The 1,731-nt window shown below is 65.3% G+C and carries 3 protein-coding genes; 2 read left to right on the forward strand and 1 reads right to left on the reverse strand.

Features of this window, described 5'->3' with window-relative positions; genetic code table 11:
• Positions 1-489: a YajQ family cyclic di-GMP-binding protein gene (locus NQ160_RS23420; RefSeq protein ID WP_257494105.1), complete on the reverse strand. Its 489-nt coding sequence runs from the start codon at positions 487-489 to the stop codon at positions 1-3.
• A 42-nt stretch (positions 490-531) separates the two neighbouring features.
• Here NQ160_RS23420 and NQ160_RS23425 point away from each other — a divergent pair, with 42 nt between their 5' ends.
• Both NQ160_RS23425 and NQ160_RS23430 read left to right on the forward strand, forming a co-directional pair.
• Positions 532-1,434, forward strand: a complete 903-nt coding sequence (locus NQ160_RS23425) for a bile acid:sodium symporter family protein (protein WP_257517401.1) — start codon at positions 532-534, stop codon at positions 1,432-1,434.
• Positions 1,435-1,444: 10 nt separating this feature from the next.
• Positions 1,445-1,731: FBP domain-containing protein (locus NQ160_RS23430; protein WP_257517402.1), on the forward strand; the 287-nt coding region annotated here is incomplete at its 3' end.

The following is a 1,731-nucleotide window of genomic DNA, read 5'->3' on the forward strand; positions in this document are numbered from 1 at the left end:
CTACCGGTAGTTGATGAACTGCAGGTCGACGTCGAGGTCGGCGGCCTTGAGCAGTCGCTGCACTTCCTGCAGATCGTCGCGGCTCTTGGACTGCACGCGCAGCTCGTCGCCCTGGATCTGCGACTTCACCGACTTGGGGCCTTCGTCGCGGATGAGCTTGCCGATCTTCTTGGCGTTCTCCTGCGAGATGCCCTCTTTCAGGGTGGAGACGATGCGGTACTCACGACCGCTGGGGGTCGGGTCGCCCGTCTCGAGGCTCTTCAGTGAGATGCCGCGCTTGATCAGCTTCGACTGGAACACGTCGAGCACGGCCTTCGCGCGGTCCTCGCTGTTGGCCTTGATGAGGATCGACTCTCCGCTCCACTCGATCGACGCGTCGGTGCCCTTGAAGTCGTAGCGCTGCTCGACCTCTTTGCGCGCCTGGTTGAGGGCGTTGTCCGCCTCCTGGCGGTCGATCTTCGAGACGATGTCAAAGGAGGAATCAGCCATGTCGTGAGTCTACCGAGCCTCGCGTCGGGCACTATGTGTCCCATGGGATCAGCGTTGACCACCATTGGATTGCCCGTTGCCCTCGGCATCATCATGTTCGGCCTGGGGCTGAGCCTCACCCTGCGCGACTTCGCGCGGGTCGCGAAGCAGCCGAAGGCGGTGATCGTCGCGCTGGCCTGCCAGCTGGTGCTGCTGCCGGTGATCTGCTTCGGCCTCGTACTGCTGTTCCGGCTGCCGCCCGTGCTGGCCGTCGGCATGATGATGCTGGCCGCATCACCCGGCGGAACCACCGCCAACCTCTACAGCCACCTGTTCCGTGGCGACATCGCGCTGAACATCTCGCTGACGGCGATCAACTCCGTCATCGCGGTGGTGACCCTGCCGATCATCACGAACCTCGCGATCGCCTATTTCGATCCGTTCGACGGCGAGCTGGGAATGCAGTGGGCCAAGACAGTCGAGGTCTTCGCGATCGTGCTGCTTCCGGTCGCCGCCGGCATGCTGGTGCGCCGCGTGTGGCCGCGGTTCGCCGACGGCATGGACAAGCCGGTGCGCATCGTCTCGGTGGTGGTGCTGATCGTGGTGATCGCGGGGGCGGTGGCCTCGAACTGGGACCTTCTGGTGGAGAACATCGCCAGCCTCGCGCTCATCACGCTGCTTTTCTGCCTGCTGAGTCTGGCCGTGGGGTACGTGGTGCCGCGCCTGCTCAAGGTCGGCACGCGCCAGGCGATCGCGTCATCGTTCGAGATCGGCATCCACAACGCCACGCTTGCGATCGTCATCGCCCAGACGGTGCTCGGATCGATGGAGCTGAGCCTGCCTGCGGCGGTGTACGGCGTTCTGATGTTCTTCATCGCGTTCGGGTTCGGCTTCGTCATCCGCGATCGGCGCTCGGCGGCATCCGCTCTGCCCAGGGAGGGTGTTGCAACGGACGCGCGTTCGTAGACTGGCACCCATGCGTGCCCTCACCGAGGACGAACTGCGCACGTCGTTCGTCAACGCCGGCTCCGACGACCTTCGCCTCGTCGCCGTGCCCGCCGACTTTCTGTTCGCCGACTGGGACCATCTCGACTTCTATGCGTGGCGTGACCCCCGCACGCGCAGCCGGGGATACGTGGTGGCCGAGGTCGAGGGTCAGCTGACCGGCGTGGTGCTGCGTGCGGCGGACGGGCCGAGTCGGGCGCGGTCGGCCATGTGCAACCTGTGCCACACGATGCAGCCCGCCAACCAGGTGACGCTGTT

It is taken from the genome of Microbacterium sp. zg.Y909 (assembly GCF_024626565.1).